18 protein-coding genes are annotated in these 19,515 nt (G+C 70.8%); 9 read left to right on the top strand and 9 right to left on the bottom strand.

Features of this window, described 5'->3' with window-relative positions; genetic code table 11:
* Positions 1-11 precede the first annotated feature (11 nt).
* On the bottom strand, positions 12-518 hold the full coding sequence (locus tag ABZ910_RS11820) for a MarR family transcriptional regulator (RefSeq protein WP_361362291.1): 507 nt from the start codon (positions 516-518) through the stop codon (positions 12-14).
* Positions 519-680: 162 nt separating this feature from the next.
* On the opposite strand from ABZ910_RS11820, the gene ilvA reads away from it, so the two are divergent.
* The 3 genes from ilvA to ABZ910_RS11805 all read left to right on the top strand — a co-directional run bounded on the left by ilvA (position 681) and on the right by ABZ910_RS11805 (position 3,905).
* Positions 681-1,910 (top strand): threonine ammonia-lyase, encoded by a 1,230-nt coding sequence (ilvA, locus tag ABZ910_RS11815; protein ID WP_361362200.1) that lies wholly within the window; start codon positions 681-683, stop codon positions 1,908-1,910.
* A 205-nt stretch (positions 1,911-2,115) separates the two neighbouring features.
* The gene (locus ABZ910_RS11810; protein WP_361362197.1) at positions 2,116-3,108 is read left to right on the top strand and encodes an ATP-binding cassette domain-containing protein; all 993 of its coding nucleotides are present in this window, start codon (positions 2,116-2,118) and stop codon (positions 3,106-3,108) included.
* A gap of 5 nt (positions 3,109-3,113) precedes the next feature.
* Positions 3,114-3,905 (top strand): ABC transporter permease, encoded by a 792-nt coding sequence (locus ABZ910_RS11805; RefSeq protein WP_361362194.1) that lies wholly within the window; start codon positions 3,114-3,116, stop codon positions 3,903-3,905.
* 59 nt (positions 3,906-3,964) lie between these two features.
* Here ABZ910_RS11805 and greA read toward each other — a convergent pair whose 3' ends face one another.
* Both greA and ABZ910_RS11795 read right to left on the bottom strand, forming a co-directional pair.
* Positions 3,965-4,465 carry a transcription elongation factor GreA gene (gene greA, locus ABZ910_RS11800; RefSeq protein WP_361362191.1) on the bottom strand — a complete coding sequence of 167 codons (501 nt, stop codon included), beginning with the start codon at positions 4,463-4,465 and terminating at the stop codon, positions 3,965-3,967.
* Between the two features lie 168 nt (positions 4,466-4,633).
* Positions 4,634-5,032 (bottom strand): DUF4307 domain-containing protein, encoded by a 399-nt coding sequence (locus ABZ910_RS11795; RefSeq protein ID WP_361362188.1) that lies wholly within the window; start codon positions 5,030-5,032, stop codon positions 4,634-4,636.
* A 214-nt stretch (positions 5,033-5,246) separates the two neighbouring features.
* On the opposite strand from ABZ910_RS11795, the gene mca reads away from it, so the two are divergent.
* Together mca and ABZ910_RS11785 are read left to right on the top strand one after the other, a co-directional pair.
* Entirely contained in the window at positions 5,247-6,128 is an 882-nt protein-coding gene (mca, locus tag ABZ910_RS11790) for a mycothiol conjugate amidase Mca (protein WP_361362185.1), read from the top strand.
* 1 nt (position 6,129) lies between these two features.
* A complete protein-coding gene (locus ABZ910_RS11785) occupies positions 6,130-6,375 on the top strand; it encodes a hypothetical protein (RefSeq protein ID WP_361362182.1) in 246 nt (81 codons plus the stop codon).
* A 25-nt stretch (positions 6,376-6,400) separates the two neighbouring features.
* On the opposite strand, the gene ABZ910_RS11780 is transcribed toward ABZ910_RS11785, so the two are convergent.
* Positions 6,401-9,604, bottom strand: coding sequence for a tetratricopeptide repeat protein (locus ABZ910_RS11780; protein ID WP_361362179.1), 3,204 nt, complete (start codon positions 9,602-9,604; stop codon positions 6,401-6,403).
* A 94-nt stretch (positions 9,605-9,698) separates the two neighbouring features.
* Positions 9,699-10,079: a hypothetical protein gene (locus tag ABZ910_RS11775; protein WP_361362177.1), complete on the bottom strand. Its 381-nt coding sequence runs from the start codon at positions 10,077-10,079 to the stop codon at positions 9,699-9,701.
* Positions 10,080-10,169: 90 nt separating this feature from the next.
* Between ABZ910_RS11775 and ABZ910_RS11770 the strand changes: the two genes are divergently transcribed.
* Both ABZ910_RS11770 and ABZ910_RS11765 read left to right on the top strand, forming a co-directional pair.
* Positions 10,170-10,760 (top strand): helix-turn-helix domain-containing protein, encoded by a 591-nt coding sequence (locus ABZ910_RS11770; protein ID WP_361362174.1) that lies wholly within the window; start codon positions 10,170-10,172, stop codon positions 10,758-10,760.
* A complete protein-coding gene (locus ABZ910_RS11765; RefSeq protein ID WP_361362171.1) occupies positions 10,741-12,768 on the top strand; it encodes a thioredoxin domain-containing protein in 2,028 nt (675 codons plus the stop codon). The genes ABZ910_RS11770 and ABZ910_RS11765 overlap by 20 nt, the downstream gene beginning before the upstream one ends.
* Before the next feature lie 33 nt (positions 12,769-12,801).
* Here ABZ910_RS11765 and ABZ910_RS11760 read toward each other — a convergent pair whose 3' ends face one another.
* Genes ABZ910_RS11760 through ABZ910_RS11750 form a run of 3 tightly spaced genes read right to left on the bottom strand, consistent with a single transcriptional unit; the run spans position 12,802 to position 14,944 of the window.
* A complete protein-coding gene (locus ABZ910_RS11760) occupies positions 12,802-13,533 on the bottom strand; it encodes a Mut7-C RNAse domain-containing protein (protein ID WP_361362168.1) in 732 nt (243 codons plus the stop codon).
* Positions 13,534-13,566: 33 nt separating this feature from the next.
* Positions 13,567-14,199 carry a TetR family transcriptional regulator gene (locus ABZ910_RS11755; RefSeq protein ID WP_361362165.1) on the bottom strand — a complete coding sequence of 211 codons (633 nt, stop codon included), beginning with the start codon at positions 14,197-14,199 and terminating at the stop codon, positions 13,567-13,569.
* Between the two features lie 31 nt (positions 14,200-14,230).
* Positions 14,231-14,944, bottom strand: a complete 714-nt coding sequence (locus ABZ910_RS11750) for a hemolysin III family protein (RefSeq protein ID WP_361362162.1) — start codon at positions 14,942-14,944, stop codon at positions 14,231-14,233.
* A 327-nt stretch (positions 14,945-15,271) separates the two neighbouring features.
* Between ABZ910_RS11750 and ABZ910_RS11745 the strand changes: the two genes are divergently transcribed.
* On the top strand, positions 15,272-17,095 hold the full coding sequence (locus ABZ910_RS11745; protein ID WP_361362159.1) for a phosphoenolpyruvate carboxykinase (GTP): 1,824 nt from the start codon (positions 15,272-15,274) through the stop codon (positions 17,093-17,095).
* Positions 17,096-17,274: 179 nt separating this feature from the next.
* Here ABZ910_RS11745 and ABZ910_RS11740 read toward each other — a convergent pair whose 3' ends face one another.
* Positions 17,275-18,486 (bottom strand): pyridoxal phosphate-dependent aminotransferase, encoded by a 1,212-nt coding sequence (locus ABZ910_RS11740; protein WP_361362156.1) that lies wholly within the window; start codon positions 18,484-18,486, stop codon positions 17,275-17,277.
* A gap of 126 nt (positions 18,487-18,612) precedes the next feature.
* Between ABZ910_RS11740 and ABZ910_RS11735 the strand changes: the two genes are divergently transcribed.
* Entirely contained in the window at positions 18,613-19,425 is an 813-nt protein-coding gene (locus ABZ910_RS11735) for a hypothetical protein (protein WP_361362153.1), read from the top strand.
* The last annotated feature ends 90 nt before the right edge of the window (positions 19,426-19,515 follow it).

Here is a 19,515-nt window from a genome sequence, read left to right as displayed (position 1 = left end):
GAGTCCGGGAGTCAGGAGGCCGGGGGCGTCTCCGGCGCGGGCATGCCCTGGACCGTCATACGGGCGGAGAGCGCGCTGTTGAAGCGCGTCAGGAGCGTGCAGAACGCCTCGCGCTCCTCCGGTGCCCAGTCGTGCGTCAACTCGGCCATCAGCTGACGCCTCGACGAACGCACTTCCTCCAGCCGGGACAACCCGCGCGGGGACAGCTGGAGCACCACCGCCCGCCCGTCCTCGGGGTGCGAGGTGCGCTTGACGAGCCCGGTGTCCACCAGCGGAGCGACTTGCCGGGTGACCGTCGACGAGTCGATCCCCATGCTCGAAGCCAGCGCCTTGACGCCCATCGGGCCTTCCTTGTCGAGGCGGCTGAGCAGCAGGTATGCGGCGCGGTCCATGGAGTTGCGCACCTGTCCGACACCGCCGAGTCGGGTCTGCTCGGCACGGCGGGCGAACACCGCCACCTCGTGCTGCAGCGTCTCGAGAAGCCCGGTGGCGCCGACGGTCGTCATGTCCATCGACATGTCAGGTGTTGTGGGCATGGCCGGAGGCTCACTTCATAGAAGAGTGCTGGGATGGGGGACAGGGTACGCGGCCGGGGCACGGGCCGTACCGGCGCCGGGAAAACCTGTTCCGGAGCTTGGTCACACCCGATGGACGGGACTGTGAACTGCGAGACTTGAGGTATGAGCTACGGCACGGCTGACTCCCTGGGCCTCGTCACTCTCGACGACGTACGAGGCGCCCAGAAGATGCTCACGGGCGTGGCGCGGGTGACCGCGATGGAGGGCAGCCGGCACCTGTCCCAGCTGGTCGGCGCGCCGGTGCACCTCAAGTGCGAGAACCTCCAGCGGACCGGGTCGTTCAAGCTGCGCGGCGCGTACGTCCGGATCGCCGGGCTGCTGCCCGAGGAGCGCGCCGCCGGTGTGGTGGCCGCGAGCGCCGGCAACCACGCGCAGGGCGTCGCGCTGGCCTCCGCGCTGCTCGGCGTGCACGCCACCGTGTTCATGCCGAAGGGCGCCCCGCTCCCGAAGATCAGCGCGACCCGGGACTACGGCGCCGAGGTGCGCCTGCACGGCCAGGTGGTCGACGAGACGCTGGCCGCCGCCCGGGAGTACGCGGAGAAGACGGGCGCGGTGTTCATCCACCCCTTCGATCACCCCGACATCATCGCGGGGCAGGGCACGGTCGGCCTGGAGATCCTGGAGCAGTGCCCCGAGGTGGGCACGATCATCGTCGGGATCGGGGGCGGCGGGCTCGCGGCGGGCATCGCCGTCGCCGTGAAGGCGCTGCGGCCGGACGTGCGGATCGTCGGGGTGCAGGCGGCGGGCTCGGCGGCGTATCCGCCCTCGCTCCAGGCCGGACGTCCCGTGTCGATCGAGAATCCGGTGACGATGGCCGACGGCATCAAGGTGGGTCGGCCCGGCGACGTGCCGTTCGGGATCGTCCGTGACCTGGTCGACGAGGTCCGCACGGTCAGCGAGGACGAGCTGTCCGCGGCGCTGCTGCTGTGCCTGGAGCGCGCGAAGCTGGTCGTCGAGCCGGCCGGCGCCAGCCCGGTCGCCGCGCTGCTGAGCGATCCCGGCGTCTTCCCCGGGCCGGTCGTCACGGTGCTGTCCGGCGGCAACGTGGACCCGGTCCTGCTTCAGCGGGTCCTGCGGCACGGCATGGCCGCGCAGGGCCGCTACCTGGCCGTACGGCTACGGCTGACCGACCGGCCGGGTGCCCTCGCCACGCTCCTCGGGGCGTTGTCAGTGGTCGACGCTAACGTCCTCGACGTGAGCCATGTGCGGACCGATCCACGGCTCGGGCTCACGGAGGCGGAGGTGGAGCTGCACCTGGAGACGAAGGGCCCGGCGCACTGCGTCGAGGTCGGCCAGGCGCTGCGCGAGGCCGGGTACACGGTCATCGACTGAGGCGCCAGGCACGGCACCTGACGGGGCGGCACCTGACGGCACGGAATCTGGCGAAGCGTCATGGAAGCCCGAGGTCAGGGAACTCTTCGTCGCTCGACGGTCACTCGTTCGAGTAAATCCATTGAGAGACGCGATACATCGCGATATCGTCTGTCTCGATCGGTCCAGCGCATCCCAACGAATCCCCGACGACGTGGAGACTCATATGCCAGGCGCCATCTATGCCGAAGGCCTGGTGAAGACCTTCGGTGACGTAAGGGCACTGGACGGCGTCGACCTCGATGTCCCCGAGGGCACGGTCCTCGGCCTGCTCGGGCCGAACGGCGCGGGCAAGACGACGACCGTCCGCTGCCTGACGACCCTGCTGCGCCCCGACAGCGGCCACGCGGTCGTCGCGGGTGTCGACGTGCTCAAGCACCCCGACGCCGTGCGCCGTTCCATCGGCCTGTCCGGCCAGTTCGCGGCGGTCGACGAATACCTCACCGGTCGCGAGAACCTGCAGATGGTCGGCCGGCTCTACCAGATGAAGGCGAAGCAGGCGAAGGCCCGCGCGGGGGAGCTGCTCGAGCAGTTCCACCTCACGGACGCCGCCGACCGCCCCACCAAGACCTATTCGGGGGGCATGCGCCGCCGGCTCGACCTCGCGGCCGCCCTCGTGGTCTCACCGCCCGTGATGTTCATGGACGAGCCGACCACCGGCCTCGACCCGCGCAACCGCCAGCAACTGTGGGGGGTCATCAAGGAGTTGGTCTCCGGCGGTACGACGCTGCTGCTCACCACCCAGTACCTGGAAGAGGCCGACCACCTCGCCCACGACATCGCGGTCGTCGACCACGGCCGCGTCATCGCCCAGGGCACCTCCGACCAGCTCAAGGCCCGCACCGGCGGGGAGCGCGTCGAGGTCGTCGTCCATGAGCGGGAGCGCATGGCGACTGCCGACGAGGTGCTGCGCGGCTTCGGCAAGGGCGACACCACGGTCGAGGAGCACACCCGCAAGCTGACGGTGCCCGTCACCGGCGGCGCCAAGCTGCTCGCCGAGGTCATCCGCGAACTGGACACCCGCGGCATCGAGATAGACGACATCGGCCTGCGCCGCCCCACCCTCGACGACGTCTTCCTGTCCCTGACGGGTCACGTCGCCGAGGAGAAGGAAGAGGAGAGCGACCGTGACGACAGCCGCAAGGAGGCCGTGAAGTGAGTGCCATGAGCGATTCCCTGGTGATCGCCCAGCGGAATTTGATTCGCATGGGCCGGATCCCCGAGATGCTCATTTTCGGCCTGATCCAGCCGATCATGTTCGTGGTGCTGTTCACCTATGTGTTCGGCGGCTCGATCCAGGTCGGCTCGTCCAATGCCACTCAGGCCTACCGCGAGTTCCTGATGGCCGGCATCTTCGCCCAGACCGTCACGTTCGCCACGGCGGGCGCGGGTGCGGGCATCGCCGACGACATGCACAAGGGCCTCATAGACCGCTTCCGCTCCCTGCCGATGGCACGCGGCGCGGTCCTGACCGGGCGCACCCTCGCCGACCTGGTCCAGACTGCGCTGACCCTGCTCGTCCTCGCGGTCGTCGCCGTGCTGGTGGGCTGGCGCACGCACGAGAACTTCGGCAAGGTGCTCGCCGGATTCGGCCTGCTTCTGTTCCTCGGGTACGCGTTCTCGTGGATCGGCGCGCTCATCGGCCTGTCCGTGCGCACTCCTGAAGCGGCGACCTCGGGCGGCCTGATCTGGCTGTTTCCGCTGACATTCATCTCGAACGCGTTCGTGGACGCGAACCAGATGCCGGCCTTCCTGCGGCACATCGCGGAGTGGAACCCGTTCAGTGCCACCGTGCAGGCGTGCCGCGAGCTGTTCGGCAACCTCCCCCCGGGCTTCCGGACGCCCGACGTCTGGCCCATGCAGCACCCCGTGTGGGCCTCGCTGATCTGGTCGGTCCTGATCATCGTCATATTCCGGACGCTGGCGGTCCGCAAGTACCGCTCGGCCACCGCCTGAGGAACGCGCGATGCCCCCGGTATCCGGGAGCGGATACCGGGGGCATCGGAAATACGGGATCAGCCCGAGTAAGGCTCGGCCTTGAGGATCTTCACCGAAGCCGTCTTGCCGTTCGGCAGCTCGTACTCCGCGTCCTCGCCGACCTTGTGGCCGATGACGCCTGCACCCAGGGGGGACTGCGGCGAGTACGTCTCGACGTCGGCGCTCGCGTACTCGCGGGAGGCGAGCAGGAACGTCATCGTGTCGTCCTCGTCACCGTCGAAGGCGATCGTCACGACCATGCCGGGCGCGACAGCGCCGTCGGCCGAGGCGGGAGCCTCGCCGACCTTGGCGTTCTCCAGGAGCTGGGTCAACTGGCGCACACGGAGCTCCTGCTTGCCCTGCTCCTCCTTGGCCGCGTGGTACCCGCCGTTCTCGCGCAGGTCGCCCTCCTCGCGCGCGGCCGCGATCTTGGCGGCGATCTCCGTGCGCGCAGGACCAGACAGGTACTCCAGCTCGGCCTTGAGCTGGTTGTACGCCTCCTGGGTCAGCCAGGTGACGTTCTCGCTGGTCTGGGTCACAGGTGCTCCTCGTCGGTACTGGGAATACAAAGCATCGCCCTACCCAGAAGAATGTTCCTTCACGGATGGGCGAAACCACGAGCCTAACAATTCAATGGCTCAAGGGGGAGGACATAAGCCATCAGAATCTCGTCGACGCAGGTCAGGCCCTATGTTTCGGGGCGGGTGTCAGCCGGCGTGGCAACCGAGCAGCTCGGCCGTCGCACCCCGCGCAGTCGTACGGAGCGTGACGACCCGGTCGATGCGCGTGGCGGGCCCGGCGAAGTGGAAGTCCGCCCGGCCCACCTCGGCGCCTTCCGCGCTCTGGGAGCGCAGGGTGCAGTAGCCGTCGGCGCCGGCGTCCTTGTGGACCTCCAGGTGCGCCTGGACCGCGTCGTCAGAGGCCTTGAAGGCGACCACCTGTGCGCTGATCTCGTTCTCCGCGACGTAGTGGTAGGCGAAGTAGCCGATCAGCACGAGGACGGCCGAGCCGAGCACGGTTCCGGCGATCCTGAGCTTGCGGTCAGCGCGCTCGTCCGAGGAACGGCCGTAGCGGCCCTCGGGCAGTCGCGTGCTCGCCGTACTCATGATCATCCTCTCGGCAGGAGCGGGACGATTGTCCCGAAAGGGGCCTTTGGAGCCGGGCCCCGGAATTATTCGCCCCCCGATTCCGTCACTATAGAAGCCGCCCGCCCGTCACCCGACCACCGCCCCTCAACGACGTCCCTGCGGGACGACACCCGTTGCAACGCATTGCATCGCACCCGACAACACCGGGGCGCCGACTTACCGAGGATGAGTCTTGACTGACCAGCTGCGACTGATGGCCGTTCACGCGCACCCCGACGACGAGTCGAGCAAGGGCGCGGCCACCATGGCGAAGTACGTTTCCGAGGGGGTGGACGTGCTGGTCGTGACCTGCACGGGCGGGGAGCGCGGCTCCATCCTCAACCCCAAGCTGCAGGGTGACGCGTACATCGAGGAGCACATCCACGAGGTGCGCAAGAAGGAGATGGACGAGGCCCGCGAGATCCTCGGCGTCAAGCAGGAGTGGCTCGGCTTCGTCGACTCCGGCCTGCCCGAGGGCGACCCGCTGCCCCCGCTGCCCGAGGGCTGCTTCGCCCTGGAGGACGTCGACAAGGCGGCCGGTGAGCTGGTGCGGCAGATCCGCTCCTTCCGCCCCCAGGTGATCACCACCTACGACGAGAACGGCGGCTATCCGCACCCCGACCACATCATGACCCACAAGATCTCGATGGTGGCGTTCGATGGGGCGGCGGACGCCGAGAAGTACCCGGAGAGCGAGTACGGCGCGGTCCACCAGCCGCTCAAGCTCTACTACAACCAGGGCTTCAACCGCCCCCGCACCGAGGCGCTGCACCACGCGATGCTCGACCGCGGCCTCGAGTCGCCGTACGGGGAGTGGCTCAAGCGCTGGAAGGAGTTCCAGCGCGCCGAGCGCACGCTGACCACGCACGTTCCGTGCGCCGACTTCTTCGAGACTCGCGACAAGGCGCTGATCGCGCACGCCACGCAGATCGACCCCGACGGCGGCTGGTTCAAGGTGCCCATGGAGATCCAGAAGGAGGTCTGGCCGACGGAGGAGTACGAGCTCGCCAAGTCCCTCGTCGATACCTCCCTCCCCGAGGACGACCTCTTTGCGGGCATCCGCGACAATGCCTGACATGAGCGCGAGCCTGGCACTGACACACCTCGTCCCCCTGGCCAAGGAGGTCGACGAGAACAAGGTCACCCCCGGCGTCCTCGGTTTCATCGTCTTCGCGGTGATGGCCGTGGCCGTATGGGGCCTGATGAAGTCCATGAACAAGCACATGCAGAAGGTCGACTTCAAGGAATCCACCCCCTCCCGGGAGGAGACCGACGAGGCCGGCACGGGCAAGGCCGCCGGCCGGGGCAAGCAGCAGAGCTGAGCCGCGGGGCGGTCCGGGCGGCGCGTCAGCTCGGTGCCGGTACCGCCACGCCCATCACCTCGCGGGCGTGGCGGTCGGGCACCATCCCCAGCCGCCACGCCGGCCAGCCCTCTTCCAGGACGACCCCGCGTTCCAGCAGCAGCCGGTACGCCGCCACGTAGTCGCCGAGCTTCTCGTCGCGCGCCGGGTGGGCGGCGCGGGAGAGCTGGGCCAGCTCCTCCTGGGCGACCGCCGTGCCGACGTCCACACCGCCGGGCGCGGCGTAGGGCAGCAGGGTGCAGCGCAGGAAGCGGGCCCAGTCCTCGCCTCGCCGGTCGCCGTACGAGGTGAACAGCCCGACGGCCTCGTCGCACAGCGCCAGGGCCTGCTGGGCGCGGGCGTTGCCGCCCTCCACGACGGCCAGCTCCAGGCACGTCCACGCCTCGCCGTGGGCGACGCCGATGCGCTGGAAGTCGGCCCGGGCGTCGACGAGGAGCTGCCGCGCGAAACCCGAGTTCCGCAGCGAGCCCGTCCGGGCCGCCCGCTGGTCGCGGGTGACACGGGCCGAGTGGTGGCGGGCGCAGGCCAGGCCGTAGACGTCGCGCATACGGGAGAACATCGTGCGGGAGCGCTCCAGCTCACGCACGGCCCGGTCCAGGTCGCCCGTCTCCTCCAGGGCCTGGCCGAGGTAGTAGAAGGTCCAGGCCTCGCCGCGCGCGTCCTCGTTGTCGCGGTGCCGGGCGGCCGCCCCGCGCAGCCCCTCCACCGCCGGCGACGCATCGCCGTCCACCAGCCGGGCCCGCGCCAGCTGGGTCAGCGCCCACGCCTCGCCACGGGCGTCACGCGTACGGCCGTAACCGTCGAGGGCGGCGCGCAGCTCCGTCTCAGCGTGCGGTACGTCGCCCATGCGCAGCGCCAGCTGGCCCAGCTGGTAGTGGGCCCACGCCTCGCCGTGCACCGAGCCGCCCTCCTGATGCAGGACGAGGGACCGGGCGAGCAGATCCCGGGCCTCCGCCAGCCGGTCGCGGTCGCGCTGCACCGCCGCCAGCGCGTGCATCGTCCAGGCGCGGTCCGTCGCCAGCGCGGGAGCCGCCTGCAGATCCAGCGCCTCCTGCAGCTTGGCCGCCGCCTCCGTGAGGTGGCCCTGGTGGTGGAACGTGATGCCGAGTGAGCACAGGGCACGGGCCGCGCCCGCGTCGTGGTGCGCCTCCAGGTAGAGGTCGACGACGGAGCTCAGCGTCGTACGGGCCCTGTCCAGCTCGCCCAGCTGCCGCGCGGCGATGCCGGTGCGCCACTGCACCGAGCGGACGAGGAGCCCCTGGTCCACGGCCTGTGCCAGCTCGCTGATCTCGCCGAGCCGGTAGAGGTCGCCGCGCAGCAGGCAGTAGTCGCACAGGGCGCCGAGCAGGTTCAGTACGGCCGCCTGGTTCACGCCCTCCGCGTGGCGCAGGGCCGCCGTGATGAAGCTGGACTCGTCGTCCAGCCAGCGCAGGGCCTCGTCCAGGGACGTGAAGCCGTGCGGTCCGAAGCGGTCCGAGCGGGTCGACCGGTTGCCGTCGACCAGACGCAGCACCGAGTCGGCGAGCTCCGCGTAGTTCACGATCAGGCGCTCCTGCGCCGCCGTGCGCTCGGCCGGCTCCTCCTCGTCCAGCAGACGGGCCTGGGCGAAGGCGCGCACCAGGTCGTGCAGCCGGTAGCGGCTGCCGCGGACGTGGTCGATCAGGCCCGCCTGCGCGAGGGTGGCCAGGTGGCGGGTCGCCTCCGCCTCCTCCGTCGCGAGCAGGGCGGCGGCCGCCGCCGTGCCGAGCGAGGCCCGGTCGGCCAGCGCGAGCCGGCGCAGCAGCCGGCGCGCGGGCTCCGACTGGTCGCTGTAGCGCAGCCACAGCGCGCGCTCCACCGGCTCCACCGGGCCGTACGCCCCCAGATCCGCCGCCAGTCCGCGCGGTGAGCGCGGGCCCAGCGACGAGCCCGCGATGCGCAGCGCCAGCGGCAGACCCCCGCACAACTCCCGGACGGCGTCCGCCGATTCGGCGTCGTACGGCCCCGGCATCTCCTGCGCGGCCGCGCCCAGCAGCTCCTCCGCACCGGCCGAGTCCAACGGCTCGACCTCCAGCCGGTGCACCCACGCCGGGAGGTCCGCTGGCAGCTCGACGGGCCGCCGGGCGGTGACCAGGACCAGGCTGTCGGAGCGCTCGGGCACGAGGGCGCGGATCTGCTCGGCGTCCGAGGCGTCGTCCAGCACGATCGTCACCGGGAGACCGGTCAGATGCTGGTGGTACAGCTCGCCCAGGCGCTTGACCTGCTGGTCGGGGGAGGACCGCTCACGGAACAGCAGTTGCTCACGCGGCGCGCCGAGCCGGTTGAGCAGATGCAGCAGGGCGTCGCGGGTGGGCAGCGGCGGCTCCTCGTTGCGGCCGCCCCGCAGATCGACGACGACCGCGCCGCGGAAGTGGTCCCGCAGGTCATGGGCGGCGCGGACCGCCAGCGTCGTACGGCCGGAGCCGGGCACCCCGTGCAGGACCACCACCGTCGGCCGGGTCTCCGTCGCCGCGCGGGCCGCCTGCACCCACTGCCGGATCTGCGCCATCTCCTGCCGCCGCCCCGCGAACGGCCCGTCCGGCTCCGGCAGTTGCCCGAAGGACTGGTCGAGCACGCTACGCCGCCGCGCCGCCGCGCTCTTGTCCGTGCCACGCAGCAAGGGGCCGCCCGCACTCCTCGGCCCGGTCGAGGCGCTGAGCACCCGCTGCTGATCCAGGAACGGACGGACACCGCGCACCTCCAGCGCCGTCAGCCACTGCAGCCGCAACTGCTCCGGGCCGCCCGGCTGGGTGACCGCGCCGGCACGGTGGTGGGCGGCGGGCAGATGGGATCCGGCCACCTTCACCACGGTGGCGACCGCCCCCACCACGCCGACGGCGACGCCCGCACCGAGCGCCGTGCCCGCACCGGTACCGAGGGCCAGATCGCTCACCGCGGCCGCGACCGCGGCAACACCCGCCACCAGCAAGGGGGTTCCGGCACCCTCCCGGGCATACCGCTGCGCGAAGGTCAGTCGTCCTGCCTCCCCTTGGTCGAGCGCGCGCGTATAGGCCTCGTACTCCTCGGCGGCCGTCTGTGCCATGGCATCCAGCGCCTCGCGCGCCCGAGCCAGCAACACCTGCCCGTCGATGCGCCCGCCCGAGCGCCGTACCTCCTCCTCCACGGCCCGCACCATCAGCCGCTCGGCCTCCACCCGAAGGCTGTCCCGCATGTCTCGTCCCCCTCCGGCGTCAACTCCTTTGCCTACGAGTGTCCTTCGGGGAGCGCTGGGGCGCGAGAGGGCCCAGATCACGCGGCGGACGGCTTCACCGCCGGACCGGCCGGCCCCGCCCCCGCGTAAGCGCCAGGAACACACAGGCGCAGGTGAGTGCAGCCTCCGCGACCGCGCAGGCCAGTGCCTGCAGCAGAGCCGGGCCCGACTGCGCGGTGGTTATGTCGAACCAGGCGTCGAGCACCGCGACCGCGGCCGTCGCGGAGGCGGTCAGACGGGCGTGGTCGTCGCCGCGCAGACCGAGGAGGGCCGTGGCCGCGCAGCCCACGGCCATGAGGACGTCGAGGCCGATCCAGGCCAGGGACCAGTGCCGGACCTCCGTGTCCGCCGGGAGGGTCAGGCCGAGCACCACCATCCAGGGCGTCAGCAGCACGGCGGCGGCGCCGAGCGCGAGCAGAACCCATTTCGTTCGCATGCCGCCACCCTAAATCGCAGAGAAATGTCTGCAAAGAAAATTCTGCAGACATCAGGGACGGCTCAGGGTTCTCAGGGTTACCGTGACGGCATGACCGACGGCATGACCGAGCTGACCAGCCTGGAGCGCACCGCTCTCTACAAGTCCCTCGGCAACCCCCTGCGCCGCCGGATCCTCGACTACCTCGGACGACGCGGCGAGGCGAACTCCACCGTGCTCGCGCGCGAACTCGGCGAGAGCTCCGGCACCACCAGCTACCACCTGCGCAGACTCGCCGAACAGCGGCTCATCGAGGAGATCCCGGAGAAGTCCGGCGGCCGCGAGCGCTGGTGGCGGATGCTGCCCTTCAGCCACACCACGCCCGACCCCGCCGCCATGCCCACGGAGGAGTACGCGGCTGCCCGGCAGCTCGCCCTGCTGAAGATCGAGGCGGACACCGAGCTGTTCCGCCGCGCCCACGAGGAGTACCGGGGACCGGACGGATGGGCCCAGGTCATGCGCGCCGGTACCTGGCTCACCCAGGACGAACTCCTCGACCTCACAAGGGAGTACCAGGCACTCCTGGAGCGCTACGTCCACTCACGCGAGGACGCTCCCGACGGGGCGCGCCCGGTCAACCTGCGGTTCTACGCCGTACCGGACGCCGTGGGAGAGTGGAACGGTGAACCGACTGGCGAATGAGACGTCCCCCTACCTCCTCCAGCACGCCGACAACCCCGTCGACTGGTGGCCCTGGTCGGACGAGGCATTCGAGGAGGCGCGGCGGCGAGGGGTCCCGGTGCTGCTCAGCGTCGGCTATTCCAGTTGTCATTGGTGCCATGTCCTCGCGACGGAGAGCTTCGAGGACGAGTCGACCGCCGCCTTTATGAACGACCACTTCGTCAACATCAAGGTCGACCGAGAAGAGCGCCCCGACGTCGACGCCGTCTACATGGAGGCCGTCCAGGCGGCCACCGGGCAGGGCGGCTGGCCCATGACGGTATTCCTCACTCCGGATGCCGAGCCCTTCTACTTCGGGACGTACTTCCCGCCCGAGCCCCGGCACGGCATGCCCTCCTTCCCGCAGGTGCTGGAGGGCGTGCAGCGGGCCTGGGGGGAGCGGCGGGACGAGGTCACCGAGGTGGCCGGGAAGATCGTGCAGGATCTGGCCGGGCGGGAGATTCCCTACGGGGCCTCGGAGGCTCCCGGGGAGGAGGAGCTCGCCGGGGCGCTGCTGGGGCTCACGCGGGAGTACGACCCGCAGCGCGGCGGATTCGGCGGGGCGCCGAAGTTCCCGCCGTCCATGGTCACCGAGTTCCTGCTCAGGCACCATGCGCGGACCGGGTCGGAAGGCGCGCTGCAGATGGCCCGGGACACCTGCGAGCGCATGGCGCGCGGCGGGATCTACGACCAGCTCGGCGGCGGGTTCGCCCGGTACTCCGTCGACCGGGACTGGATCGTGCCGCACTTCGAGAAGATGCTGTACGACAACGCGCTGCTGTGCCGCGTCTACGCCCACCTCTGGCGGGCCACCGGCTCCGAGCTCGCGCGTCGCGTCGCGCTGGAGACCGCCGACTTCCTGGTCCGCGAACTGCGCACCGCCGAGGGCGGGTTCGCCTCCGCGCTCGATGCCGACAGTGACGACGGGACCGGGAAGCATGTCGAAGGCGCGTATTACGTGTGGACGCCTCGGCAGCTCGTCGAGGTCCTCGGGCCCGAGGATGCCGAGCGCGCGGCGCAGTACTTCGGTGTGACGGACGAGGGCACCTTCGAGCACGGGCAGTCCGTGCTGCAACTCCCGCAGGATGAAGGGGTGTTCGACGCCGAGAGGATCGGCTCCATCAGGCGGCGGCTGCTCGCGGCGCGGGCCGAGCGTCCCGCGCCCGGCCGTGACGACAAGATCGTCGCCGCCTGGAACGGGCTGGCGATCGCCGCGCTCGCCGAGACCGGCGCCTATTTCGACCGACCCGACCTGGTCGAGGCCGCGGTCGGCGCCGCGGATCTCCTCGTACGGCTGCACCTGGACGACCGCGGCCACCTCTCCCGTACCAGCCGGGACGGCCGGGCCGGCGCCAACGCCGGTGTGCTGGAGGACTACGCCGACGTCGCCGAGGGCTTCCTCGCGCTCGCCTCCGTGACCGGGGAGGGCGTGTGGCTGGAGTTCGCCGGGCTGCTCCTCGACCAGGTGCTCACCCGCTTCACCGACCCGGAGACCGGCGCCCTGTACGACACGGCCGCCGACGCCGAGCGGCTCATCCGGCGCCCGCAGGACCCCACCGACAACGCCACACCCTCCGGCTGGACCGCCGCCGCGAACGCCCTGCTGAGCTATGCCGCCCACACCGGCGCCGAGGCTCATCGCACCGCCGCCGAGCGGGCGCTCGGGGTGGTGAAGGCGCTCGGGCCGCGCGTCCCGCGGTTCATCGGGTGGGGGCTCGCCGCCGCCGAGGCGCTGCTCGACGGGCCGCGCGAGGTCGCGGTCGTCGGACCGGACCTCGGTGACGAGAAGACGAAGGACCTGCACCGTACGGCGCTGCTCGGCACCGCTCCGGGCGCCGTCGTCGCCGCCGGGACCGAGGGGACCGACGAGTTCCCGCTGCTGGCCGACCGGCCGCTGGTGGACGGCGATCCCACCGCGTACGTCTGCCGCAACTTCACCTGTGACGCCCCGACCACCGACCCGGAGCGGTTGCGCACGGCGCTGAGCTGAGCCGGCCCGAGCGGCCGGGGCGGCGCCGCGCGCTCAGGGGTGCTTCGCGTGCTCGGCCAGGGCGCGCTCCACGATGGCCTCCAGCTGGTTGTGGTGCGCGCCCTTCCAGTACACGCGGCCGCACGCCCGGCACTGCGCGAAGACGTCGTACGACCGCTGCGTGCCGCCCTTCAGGTGGTCGGCCACCTCGTCCTTGGTGGCGTGCTTCAGCAGTCCGTTGCAGGCGGTGCAGCGGCTCCAGGGGCGCAGCTCGGGGGCGAACCGGTCGAGGACGTCGTGGAGTTGATCGTCGGGGCGGGTGCTGTAGATGTAGGCGCCCGCCCACAGTTCGCGGCGGCGCAGCAGGCCGCGGTCGCGGCTGAGCATGACCCGTTTCTCGGCGGCCGAGCGGGCGGCGAGCGCCGCGTCGCCGATGTCCGTCGACTCGTACGCCGTGTCCACGCCGAGCAGGCGCAGCCGGCGCGCGAGGGTGCCGAGGTGGACGTCGAGGAGGAAGCGCAGGGGGGCGCCCGGGACCCGCTGGGGGCGCTCGACCGCCCGTACGCGCACGGTCTCGCCGGCCGCCGGGATGTGTGACACGGGCACCTCGCGGCCGTCCACGAGCAGCGCGCCGACCTCGGTCAGCGGGACGCCGAGGGACTCGATGACGTGGCCGAGCGTCGAGACGCCGTCGGTGGCGAGCGGGGTGGTGCCCCGGCGCCGGGCGTGCGGGACGAACAGCCGCAGCTCGGGGGAGACGTCGACGCGTATCTCGGGACCGTTCACCCGGTCAGGATGCCACGGCAGGGCTCTTGGGCCTCAGGGTTTTTCGGCGGTCGTGGGCAGGCCGTGCTCCAGGACGTCCAGGGTGCGGTCGACCAGCTCCGCGAGGTCGTCAATGTGGCTGTGTTCCGCCCAGTGGAGGGAGGTTTCCAGCAGCGCGCCGAGCAGCGACACCGCGGCGATCCGCACCTCCAGGCCGTCGGGGTCGAGGCCGGTGCGCTCGGCGATGAACCGGCCGAGCGTGTGGCCCGTGGCCGACAGGCTCCGGGTCATCCGGGAGCGGACCGCGGGGACCTCGGCGGCGAGCCGGGTCCGCAGCCGGGTCACCTCGGGCTCGTCGTCGACCGCCTGCCGGGCGGCGTGGCGCGCCACGTGCCGGACGGACTCCGTCCATGGCTCGTCCGCGGGACGGGCGCGCAGCTGGGCCAGGAGGGCGGCGTCGCGCTCTTCCGGGAGGACGATGTCCTCCTTGGCCGGGAAGTAGCGGAAGACGGTCGAGGGCGACACCTCGGCCCGGTCGGCGATCTGCTCGACCGTCGTGGCGTCGTAGCCCTGCTCCTCGATCAGCGCGTACGCCGCCTCGCGGATCGCCGCGCGGGTCCTGGTCTTCTTCCGCTCGCGCAGGCCCGGCCGGGGGCGGTCGGCGGGGGCGGAACCGGGGGCCGGCATGAAAAGAGAGTAGCTCTCACCTGCGAGTGGCTCACGCGTGCTGGTACGCCACCAGGGAGATGCCGACGTAGTGGACGACGAAGGCGGCCAGGGTGAAGGAGTGGAACACCTCGTGGAAGCCGAACCAGCGCGGTGAGGGGTTGGGCCGCTTCATCCCGTAGATCACGCCGCCCGCGCTGTAGAGGACGCCGCCCAGGATGACCAGGACGAGGACGGCGATGCCGCCCGCGCGCAGGAAGTCCGGCAGGAAGAAGACGGCCGCCCAGCCCATGGCGATGTAGCAGGGCGTGTAGAGCCAGCGCGGGGCGCCGACCCAGAAGACGCGGAAGACGATGCCCGCGGCCGCGGCCGCCCAGATGCCCCACAGCAGCCACTGTCCCTTGGCACCGGGCAGGAGCAGCATGGTCAGCGGGGTGTAGGTGCCCGCGATGATCAGGAAGATGTTGGCGTGGTCGAGCCTGCGCAGGATGCCGTCCATCCGCGGGCTCCAGCTGCCCCGGTGGTAGAGCGCGCTCACGCCGAACAGCAGGCATGCGGTCAGCACGTAGATCCCGCAGGCCATGCGCCCGCGGGCGGAGTCGGCGAGGGCGGTGAGGACCAGGCCCGCGACGAGGACGGCCGGGAACATGCCGAGGTGCAGCCAGCCGCGGAGCTTGGGCTTGACCGGGTGCGGCAGGGAAAGCGCGACGGAACGGCGGTCGTCGGCCGGCGTGTCCGTGGGCGCGTCGGAGGCGGACGCAGTCATGCAGGTCATGGTACCTACGGCACCGTAAGTTGCGGATCAGCGGGGTTCGGTGACGAACCGACAGGAATCGGCGGCGATGCGACGGCAGGGCGGGCGGAAGGCAAAAGAACGTCCAGGTGAAGCCTACCTGCACGCAAAAAATCCGCCCGGTGATGCGGTAATCGTGGCGTTCCTCACTCCGCTCACCTGTGGGGTCCTCTGGACAGATGGGCGCAGGCGTCGGATGATCAAATGAGTGCGGTCGACACCGGATGAGCGGCTACGAAGCGTCCGGGTCGCAGCCCCCATGGGGCCCATAGGACAAAATCCATCATTTTAGGAGCGATCGTGGCGCGCGACATCGCGGCTCCCCCCGTCATCCCCACCGACCATCAGGAACTGATCTCGTGGGTGAACGAGATCGCCGAACTGACTCAGCCGGACAACGTGGTCTGGTGTGACGGATCCGAGGCCGAGTACGAGCGGCTGTGCGAGGAGCTCGTCGGCAAGGGCACCTTCAAGAAGCTGGACCCGGTCAAGCGCCCCCACTCCTACTACGCGGCGTCCGACCCGACCGACGTCGCCCGCGTGGAGGACCGCACGTTCATCTGCTCCGAGAAGGAGGAGGACGCCGGTCCCACCAACCACTGGATGGCTCCCGCGCAGATGCGCGAGATCTTCACCGGTGAGCAGGGCGTCTTCCGCGGGTCGATGCGTGGCCGCACCATGTACGTCGTTCCGTTCTGCATGGGCCCGCTGGGCTCGAAGCTCTCCGCGATCGGTGTGGAGATCACGGACTCGGCGTACGTCGCCGCCTCGATGCGCACGATGACGCGCATGGGCCAGGCCGTCCTCGACGAGCTCGGCACCGACGGCTTCTTCGTGAAGGCCGTGCACACCGTGGGCGCCCCGCTGGCGGAGGGCCAGGAGGACGTCCCGTGGCCCTGCAACTCGACCAAGTACATCTCGCACTTCCCCGAGACACGCGAGATCTGGTCGTACGGCTCCGGCTACGGCGGCAACGCCCTGCTCGGCAAGAAGTGCTACGCGCTGCGTATCGCCTCCGTCATGGCGCGTGACGAGGGCTGGCTGGCTGAGCACATGCTCGTCCTGAAGCTCACCCCGCCCACCGGCGAGCCGAAGTACGTCGCCGCCGCCTTCCCGAGCGCCTGCGGCAAGACCAACCTCGCCATGCTGGAGCCCACCATCTCCGGCTGGACCGTGGAGACCATCGGCGACGACATCGCGTGGATGCGGTTCGGCGAGGACGGCCGCCTGTACGCCATCAACCCGGAGGCCGGCTTCTTCGGTGTCGCGCCCGGTACCGGCGAGCACACCAACGCCAACGCGATGAAGACGCTGTGGGGCAACGCGGTCTTCACCAACGTCGCGCTCACCGACGACGGCGACATCTGGTGGGAGGGCATGACGGAGGAGACTCCGGCCCACCTGACGGACTGGAAGGGCAACGACTGGACGCCCGAGTCGGGCACCCCGGCCGCCCACCCCAACGCCCGCTTCACCGTGCCGGCTTCGCAGTGCCCGATCATCGCGCCCGAGTGGGAGGACCCCAAGGGCGTGCCGATCTCGGCGATCCTCTTCGGTGGCCGCCGGGCCACGGCCGTCCCGCTGGTGACCGAGTCCTTCGACTGGAACCACGGCGTGTTCCTCGGCGCCAACGTGGCGAGCGAGAAGACCGCGGCCGCCGAGGGCAAGGTCGGCGAGCTGCGCCGCGACCCGTTCGCGATGCTGCCCTTCTGCGGCTACAACATGGGCGACTACATGGCCCACTGGATCGACGTGGCCAAGGACAAGGACCAGTCCAAGCTGCCGAAGATCTACTACGTCAACTGGTTCCGCAAGAACGACGAGGGCAAGTTCGTCTGGCCCGGCTTCGGCGAGAACAGCCGCGTCCTGAAGTGGGTCGTGGAGCGCCTCGACGGCAAGGCCGAGGGTGTCGCGACCCCCATCGGCGTCCTGCCGACGAAGGCGGCCCTGGACACCGACGGTCTCGAGCTGGCCGACGCCGACCTGGACTTCCTCCTCACGGTCGACGAGGACATCTGGCGCGAGGAGGCCGCCCTGGTTCCCGAGCACCTCAACACCTTCGGCGATCACACCCCGAAGGAGCTGTGGGACGAGTACCGCGCGCTGGTGAAGCGCCTGGGCTGATCCCGCCCGCAAGACTCCGCGGCCGGCTCGACTTGCCCTGACCTGCGATCGTCACGGCCGGCCGCGGTGCTCCCGTACCGGGCCCCCGCACAACGGCGTGCGGGGCCCGGTCCTTGAACAGTCGTGGAGATCTGGGGGGCAAGTGGCGTGTCGAACGCGGTACGGCTCCGGCTCCTGCGCTACGGCTGGCCGTAGCCGTCAAGGAAGGTGCCGATCCGGGTCACCGCGTCCCGCAGGTCGCCGACCGTCGGCAGGGTCACCACCCGGAAGTGGTCCGGTTCCGGCCAGTTGAAGCCGGTGCCCTGGACGACCATGATCTTCTCCTGGCGCAGCAGGTCCAGCACCATCTGGCGGTCGTCCTTGATCTTGAAGACCTTGGGGTCCAGGCGCGGGAAGAGGTACAGCGCCCCCTTCGGCCGTACGCACGTCACGCCCGGGATCTGCGTCAGCAGCTCGTAGGCGACGTCCACCTGCTCCTTCAGGCGACCGCCCGGCAGCACCAGGTCGTCGATCGACTGCCGGCCGCTCAGCGCGGCCACCACCCCGTGCTGGCCCGGCATGTTCGCGCACAGGCGCATGTTGGCCAGGATCGTCAGGCCCTCCAGATAGGAGTTGGCGTGCGCGCGCGGGCCGGAGACGGACATCCAGCCCACCCGGTAGCCGGCCACCCGATACGCCTTCGACATGCCGTTGAAGGTGAGGGTCAGCAGGTCGGGGGCGACCGCGGCGGTCGGGGTGTGCGTGGCGCCGTCGTAGAGGATCTTGTCGTAGATCTCGTCCGAGCAGACCAGCAGGTTGTGGCGGCGGGCGATGTCCGTCAGGCCCCTGAGCACCGCCTCGTCGTACACCGCGCCCGTGGGGTTGTTCGGGTTGATGATGACGATGGCCTTGGTGCGGTCGGTGACCTTGCGCTCGATGTCGGCGAGGTCGGGCATCCAGTCGGACTGCTCGTCGCAGCGGTAGTGGACGGCCGTGCCGCCGGACAGGGAGACGGCCGCGGTCCACAGGGGGTAGTCCGGTGCGGGGACGAGGACTTCGTCGCCGTCGTCCAGCAGGCCCTGCATGGCCATCACGATCAGCTCGGAGACGCCGTTGCCGATGAAGACGTGCTCGACGTCCGTCTCGATGCCGAGGGTCTGGTTGTGCATGACGACCGCGCGGCGGGCGGCCAGCAGGCCCTTGGCGTCGCCGTAGCCGTGCGCCGAGGACACGTTGCGGAGGATGTCCTCCAGGATCTCGGGCGGGCACTCGAAGCCGAACGCGGCCGGGTTGCCGGTGTTCAGCTTGAGGATGCGGTGTCCGGCCGCCTCGAGCCGCATCGCCTCCTCGAGCACCGGGCCCCGGATCTCGTAACAGACGTTGGCGAGCTTGGTCGACTGGATCACCTGCATGTCCGTGAGCTTAGGGCCGCAGCACGCCGTGCGCCGCGTGTTTTCCACCACGTGGGACGGGGCGGTTTGGGCTGTTATCGCAGGTAACTCCGTCACGCGTCGTTCACACCTCTAGAATGGCCCGCCATGTCATGGGAGCAGCGGCCCGGCGAAGGGGCATACGGCGCGAATGCCGCGAACGGCGCGACGGGCGCGCACCCCCTGAACGGGGTGCATCAGCAGAACGGCGGTGCCCAGGGGGCGCCGAACGTGTACCACCCGTACCCCGACGCGACGCCCGAGTACGACCAGTACGCCGACCCGGCGGCCGCCCACGGCTGGCAGAGCGCGTACGACCAGACGGCCGAGCTGCCCCCGGTGACCGACGACGGCAGGGGTGACGCGGACCATGAGGACGAGGGGCACCTCACCGCGCCCGGGGGATACGACGCCGCAGCGCCCCAGGACGATGACGGTTCCGTGTTCGTCGACGGCTCGGGGCGGCGCGCTCGGCTGATGCGCCGGGTGGCGATAGCCGTGGGCGCGGTCTGCGTCCTTTTCATAGCCGTCGTCGTCTCGGGACTCTTCGGCTCCGGGCCCTCCGACGGCCCGCTGCCCTGGGTGCAGGGCAAGGAACACAAGCAGAAGGCCGGGCAGGCGGAGCAGTCCGCGTCGCCCACGGCGGCGCCCGGCGCCACCCCCGGCAGCGCTGGTGGCAGCGCCACCGGCACTGCCGGTCCCCGGCCGTCCGAGTCCGCGGCGGCCCCCGCTGCCACCGGCGCGGCCTCCGCCTCTCCGCGTGTGTCCGGCAGCGCGTCCGCCGGCAGCGGTGACACGTCCACGGAACCCAGCACGGCGCCCTCGACCACGGCGACCCCCACCACGACCACGGCACCGGGGCGGGGAAACTCCGGTGTCACCCCCGGCCGCGGCCAGGGATCGACCAGGGGACCCAAGTGAGTCGAAGAACAGCCCGCACCGCAAGACCGGCAGGCACGGCGAGTGGCGCCGACACTGCTCGTACGTCCGGACCCTTCGGTGACTCCGGCG

The sequence above is a fragment of the Streptomyces sp. NPDC046805 genome, assembly GCF_040645355.1.
Lineage (GTDB): Bacteria > Actinomycetota > Actinomycetes > Streptomycetales > Streptomycetaceae > Streptomyces.
Note: the sequence above shows the minus strand (reverse complement) of the source record. Positions and strands in the feature narration are given on the sequence as shown.